We start from the raw sequence: 5,967 nt of genomic DNA, 5'->3' as shown, positions 1-5,967 counted from the left end.
ATATTCAATATGTACAATTATATATTTTCATGCTATTTTTCCATGTATCAATGAAATCTTTCTATCCCTGGATATTTTTCTCCTAAACTTTTAACTTGAAAACCAATTCTTTTATAAAATTCTACCGCCCCATCGTCTGTCTCTGCTTCTATATAAGTCAATTGATATATCCTTACCACTTCTTTAATCATTTGCAGTGCAATTCCTTTTTGACGATAATCTGGAGCCACTGCTATATGACATACTCGTGCTTTAGTTGCTCCGATTACTTCAATACCTAGACAAGCTTTTTCTTCATATTTGTACAAAGTCCCTTTATTACTTTGATAAAATAATACTGCTTTCTTTAAGCTTATTTCATTTGGACCGACGGCATATTGTAGCACATTTAATATTGAATCTTTTTCAATTTGTTCAACACGCTGTAAATTCATATTTTCATCCCTTTCTATGAAAAAAAGACTAACTCTTAATAAAAAGAGCTAATCTCATTACGCCGTTATTTTTTCTTCTTTTTTTACAACGACAGCCACATAACTATGAAGTATCATTCCAATAATAACGAGACTCATACCAATCCAAGATAATGATGACGGAATTGGTGCAGATAACCAGATCAGCTCTCCTACTAGCGCAAATAAAACTTCACCAGACTGCGTCGCTTCCACTGTTGCTAATTTTTGCGGATCATCTTTCACAAGATCTGTTGCAAAGAAAAATAATACTGTCGCGATTAACCCAGAGCTAACTGCTACAATAAAACATTGAAAAACTTGGCTACTTGACGGTAATCCGCCTGTTGATACTTCGTAACCAGATAATAAAAACCAAAATGGTAAACTTGCTAATGTCATACCGAGTACTCGCTGAAATACATCTAATTCCCCTTTACAAACTTGCATCATTTTTCTATTTCCAAGAGGATACGCAAATGCTGCAATAAGTACAGGAACTACACATAAAACGGTTTCACGAATACCTAATGAAGAAGCATGTTCTGCTTGCATGAGAACAACACCGAATAAAATAATGCCCGACATAACTAATTCCTTCATCGGAAGTTTTTTATGTAGTGGATCCACCGCAAAAAATGGTGTTAACAAAATCCCTGCAACGATTGTAATTTGCCATGTTGATGCAACAAGCCAACCTGGTCCGAACGCTCCAGCAAAACTAAGCGGTGCATAAAAGAGACCAAATCCAACGATACTCCACACTAACCATTCTTTCGGATTGTTTTTCATATATTGAAAGAGTTGCTTTAAGTTCCCTCTATACATAACAATAAGTAATAGCATTGGAACCATAAAATAATACCGTAATGATGCACTCCAAATCCAGCTTCCACCTTCTAAGTCCATTGCCCGGTTTAAAACAAAGGTAAAGGCAAAGAAAAATGATGCCAGTATCCCTATAACAATTGCTTTCATTGTAAAACCCCTTGTATTTAATTTTTTATCTCTATGACATATATTTTAGTATACGCGATGAAAAATCTACATACAAACTTACATTTCACTTTGGGATGATGAAGGAATTGTAGTAGATTTACATGGGAATAAAGTGCATTGGTATGAAATCGAGGCCATTACATATCAAAATTTTCAAGGGTCAAAATCTACTTTAATCTCGACCCGCTATAAAAGATGGCTACCAACTATTGCACATTCAATTTACTGGTTTTCTATTGAGAAACCAAAAGATTATCATAAAAATTTAATGATAGCTTGGGAAGAAAAGCGAACGAATAAAAACAAACGCCTCCTTTAATTATTATTTAGGGGCGTTCGTTCATTCAAAAATTAAAGAATATGTAGTTTATATTCTCTGTATAATTTCCTCAAACGACTGATATGAGCTTGATGATACCGATTATGATCTGCTATATGCCATATTCCCCATCTTATTGTCGCAGTTTCGCCTTTTTCATACAAAACTTCCCGCATTAAATCAGTTTCTGTTAGTGTCATACATTCTTCATAAAACAATTTTTGCACTGCTTCATAATCTTGCATTAACTCTTGCAATGTGTTTTTTCTTAAACTTGGTAATTCTCCTACTTCATTTAACATAGGACCATATTTATTTTCAAATGCTGGCGGAACATCTTCTCCCTTGAAACGATACACCCAATGTAAATCAACAACTGCTAAATGCTGAAGTAACTGCCCAATACTATTTTCATTATTTTCAGACCCTTTATAGGATAGTTCGTTCTCTTCAGTACCTTCGACTAACCTTTGCAATCTATTAAACGTATCAGCAACCGTCGCATACAAAATCGCTACTTGAGGGTCCATATTTCTTTCTAAATAGAGATCTTTCATACAAAACTTCCTCTCTTAAAAGAACAACACCATATGTTCATCATCACTATACACACCATTCATTTTTATAGCCCTTTTTTCAATTCCGTATGTTTTAAATCCCATTGATTCATATAATCGTTTGGCTGGTTCGTTCGTTGAAACAACCCCTAAATTCAATTGCTCTAGCTTCATCTCTTTTGCCCTTTCAATTGCTTTACGTATTAAATCACGTGCAAGACCACTTCTTCGATTTTCAGTATCTACATACATTGCAACGATATGTCCTTTATGCTTATATGCGTCTTTTTCTTCTGTTAATAAAGTAACAACCCCAACTAAACGATTTTCATTATTAAAAGCACCAAATGTAAAACTACTATTGGATGAAAGATTACTAGCAACTCGTTCAAGAGGATTTTCTTGACGTACTGCTTCTTCATAAGTCGTTATAAATGCTTCGGGATTTACTTGTAATGCTTGTAAACGTAACTCCCAATATTGTTTTGCATCCGCTTTTGTAAGTAATCGAATCATTTTATCTTCCCCTTTTTAATTTACATAATATTTTTATAGGCTACTTTTTTGATTCATACTCTTCTTTTAATATACTGTAACGATTGCGATGAATGAACTTCCCCTGTCTCAATCGATCATTTCTCATTAACCCTTCGCATACAAATCCGGCACTTTCATAACTCTTTTTAGCTTTTGTATTATCTTCATCTACACGTAACCAAATTTTCTCCAATTCAAACTGAGAAAAACCTATTTGTAACATGCTGTTTAGAGCTGCCATTCCAAATCCTTTACCCCAATAGTCTTTATTTCCAATCGCAATTCCTAGTTCAGCATTTTTATTTGTTTTATCAAAATTTTTAAGGTCTACCCATCCAATATGTATACCTGCCTCAGTAACGATTGCCCTTTGTTCATAACCATTTTTTCGGCTTATACAAGCTTCAATCCAGTTTCTCGTATCTCCACGAGTGAACGGAGGATATTGATCTGGTACGACTAAATGCTTTGTTACATCTCTATCTAATGACCATTGATAGCGATCTTCTACATCATCTAGTGTCAATTCTCTTAATTGAACATATGGTACATTCATTTTTCTCTCCCCTTTTTATTTACCAATAGAAAATCCTTCGAACACTCTTCCACCATACTGTTCTAACGTCTTTTCTATAAAATGAATTAATTCATTTTTCTCTCCCGTTTTATAAAAATGATCAAAAGCGGCTACAAATTTGTTTGCATATTGCTCATCATATCTTCTTAGCACTCTAATAAACCATTTTGAACTCCCAAGCCACTTACCATTTACTCTTAATACATATTCATGTACTAAATCCGCTAATAAATTAGCGATAAACAATTCTTCTTCTCTTTTTGTTGCACCAATAAAGTCATCTAAAGTATCCGTAATAAAATATCGCTTCTGCTTAATCGTTTCTTCGGTCCATTTAGCTGGTCCTTTATGTAGTAAATCATTCGCTTCTTTTTTTAATTTCTCAACAATTTCCTTTTCCCCTTTTAATGCAATCCCTTCCGAAACTAATTGTGGTAACGACGGTCTCCCTCGATCACAATCCATTTTGAAAAAGGTTTTATATGTTTCAAAATTATGAACAAACACCTCAACAGGCCATCCATTACTATAGAAAGATTCCCTATAGCAAGAAGTTAAACTTTGGTCAACTATTACAATATCAAGGTCAGATGTTTTCGTCGCTTCTCCTCGTGCAACGCTTCCGCCGAGTAAAGCTACATCACAATTAGAAAATTGTAATGTAATTATGTTTTGTGCTGCGTCAATTGCTTTCATAACCGATCCTCTTTTCTTATTTCACTTTCTTTTTTTCAGCTCTTTCTCTCGCTTTTTTTATATAGCTTTCTGCATCTGGTGTTTTACATGATGTTGCACCGTGATCAACCTCTACTTTTCCAATTTCACGTGCAATTTCAATCGCTTGTCGCTCTAAGTCTTCATTACGAATTCCTATTGCGATTAAAGCACTATTCATCGCTTCTTTTTTTCTATTTTTTTCATTATGTATATTTTCTTTAATCTCTTCTAAGTACGGAGAGAAGAAATCATCATGTAACGTTTTATTTTTAATCGCTATATTTGCTAATAAAGACCAGCCAGCTCTTCCAATCCATTCATCATTAGACTTTGTCCACTCTTCCATTCTTTCTATTGCAATTGGCGAAGTACATATAGATGTCATAAGAACATCCATCAAACAGTAATAATCAACATCCTGAATCCAACTATTAAGCTGTTCTGTCGTTATTTTTTTCGGGTCTAAAATATAAGTTGCTAATGTCATTGCGTCCATATTTTTCGTTCCCCACAATCCAACTGCTAAATCGTGATCTTTTTTTATCTTCTTTTTTAACAATTTTAAATTCGCAAAACTAACTCCAAATAACGGCTCTTTCGCTCCGTGGTTTTTATACGTTTTTCGATTTTGTTCTGTTCCATATTCCTCTAGTTGCCGCATTACTTCCTCAAGTAACATATACCCACCTCTTTATCTTTTATGTTGACTGTATATATGTATGTACGATATATTCTACATTACTTTTTGGTTTTCCTATATTTATTTTTAAAATACGGTATGTGAAATTTTTAAACATTGCACAGCTACACCATCAAAAAACTATACATGTTAAACATACAGTTTTTTGATGGTATCAATTTTCCGTAGAATAAGATATAAACTACGAAAGAACTTTTAATGAGATGTGTATTTCCAACATGTTTAGAAAACTCTTTAAAATGGTTTACTATCATACTTTTATACCTCCTTCATAAATTATGTTTACTACATTTATTCTTAGCCAAAATACTTTCTACATTTTAATAACTCTCTCAATAAGATTTTCTTATATAAAAATCCCTACAAACGCTGTAGGGATTTATGTCTAAATCATTTTGCTACACTCTATTTCATATGAAAATAGTTTCCTTATTCAGATGCATTCATAAGCACAATTCTCCAACCATCTGGATCCTCTATTGTGGTTCCTTTCTCTATCCAATACGGGTTTTCTGGTTCCACCTCATGATAGCCCATATTACTTAATCGATTCACTACCTTTTCAATTTCATCTTTATTAGGCATATAAAAAACTAGTAAATTATCTTTTGTCGGTGCCGGACATGGACTTCCATTAACATGTGTAGTAAACTCCAAATGATACTCTTCATCTGGTAATCCAAACATAACCCCGTCATATCCTTCGTGATTGTGAAATTCCCCTATACGTTTTAGTCCTAATCCTGTTTCATAAAAACTGATCACTTCTTCAAATTTATCTGTTGGTCTTGCAATTCTAAATTGAACCCAATTCTTCATGCAATTCTCCTCCTTTTCATTTTTCAAAGCTTTATAGTAATTAGTATAGGTTACATATATTCCCTTTAACATCCCTCATTAGTGTGAGCTTCCTAAGTTGAAAGACCTATTAGTTAATAAACAATAGGACTTTAGTATAAATTGCTATTTTGCATTGTTTCTAATGTTATCCATGACTGCCCAATTGGATTAACATATGGCCTTTCCTCATTACAAATTTTACAGTGAGAAGGTGCTTCTTCATTTTCGGGATACTGTACTCCACATGTAGTGCAAATATAATTATTCAT

At 33.6% G+C, this 5,967-nt stretch carries 8 protein-coding genes; all 8 read right to left on the bottom strand.

Translation table 11 applies throughout. The annotated features are described in order from the left end of the window. Window positions 1-47: 47 nt before the first annotated feature. Complete coding sequence (locus tag ABWK52_RS24270) at window positions 48-434, bottom strand: GNAT family N-acetyltransferase (RefSeq protein WP_353772188.1); 387 nt, start codon at window positions 432-434, stop codon at window positions 48-50. 57 nt (window positions 435-491) lie between these two features. Continuing rightward, entirely contained in the window at window positions 492-1,430 is a 939-nt protein-coding gene (locus ABWK52_RS24265) for a DMT family transporter (RefSeq protein WP_000644587.1), read from the bottom strand. A gap of 372 nt (window positions 1,431-1,802) precedes the next feature. After that, complete coding sequence (locus ABWK52_RS24260; protein WP_070757939.1) at window positions 1,803-2,327, bottom strand: DinB family protein; 525 nt, start codon at window positions 2,325-2,327, stop codon at window positions 1,803-1,805. A gap of 15 nt (window positions 2,328-2,342) precedes the next feature. After that, window positions 2,343-2,843 carry a GNAT family N-acetyltransferase gene (locus tag ABWK52_RS24255; protein ID WP_000620317.1) on the bottom strand — a complete coding sequence of 167 codons (501 nt, stop codon included), beginning with the start codon at window positions 2,841-2,843 and terminating at the stop codon, window positions 2,343-2,345. 40 nt (window positions 2,844-2,883) lie between these two features. Further along, on the bottom strand, window positions 2,884-3,420 hold the full coding sequence (locus ABWK52_RS24250) for a GNAT family N-acetyltransferase (RefSeq protein ID WP_001102495.1): 537 nt from the start codon (window positions 3,418-3,420) through the stop codon (window positions 2,884-2,886). 15 nt (window positions 3,421-3,435) lie between these two features. Continuing rightward, complete coding sequence (locus ABWK52_RS24245) at window positions 3,436-4,137, bottom strand: nucleotidyltransferase domain-containing protein (protein WP_000643682.1); 702 nt, start codon at window positions 4,135-4,137, stop codon at window positions 3,436-3,438. Between the two features lie 16 nt (window positions 4,138-4,153). After that, on the bottom strand, window positions 4,154-4,837 hold the full coding sequence (locus tag ABWK52_RS24240; protein ID WP_000923474.1) for a DNA alkylation repair protein: 684 nt from the start codon (window positions 4,835-4,837) through the stop codon (window positions 4,154-4,156). Between the two features lie 450 nt (window positions 4,838-5,287). Then, window positions 5,288-5,677, bottom strand: coding sequence for a VOC family protein (locus tag ABWK52_RS24235; RefSeq protein ID WP_098541947.1), 390 nt, complete (start codon window positions 5,675-5,677; stop codon window positions 5,288-5,290). Window positions 5,678-5,967 lie beyond the last annotated feature (290 nt).

Source organism: Bacillus sp. AP50 (genome assembly GCF_040492675.1).
Classification (GTDB): Bacteria; Bacillota; Bacilli; order Bacillales; family Bacillaceae_G; genus Bacillus_A; species Bacillus_A cereus.
Note: the sequence above shows the minus strand (reverse complement) of the source record. Positions and strands in the feature narration are given on the sequence as shown.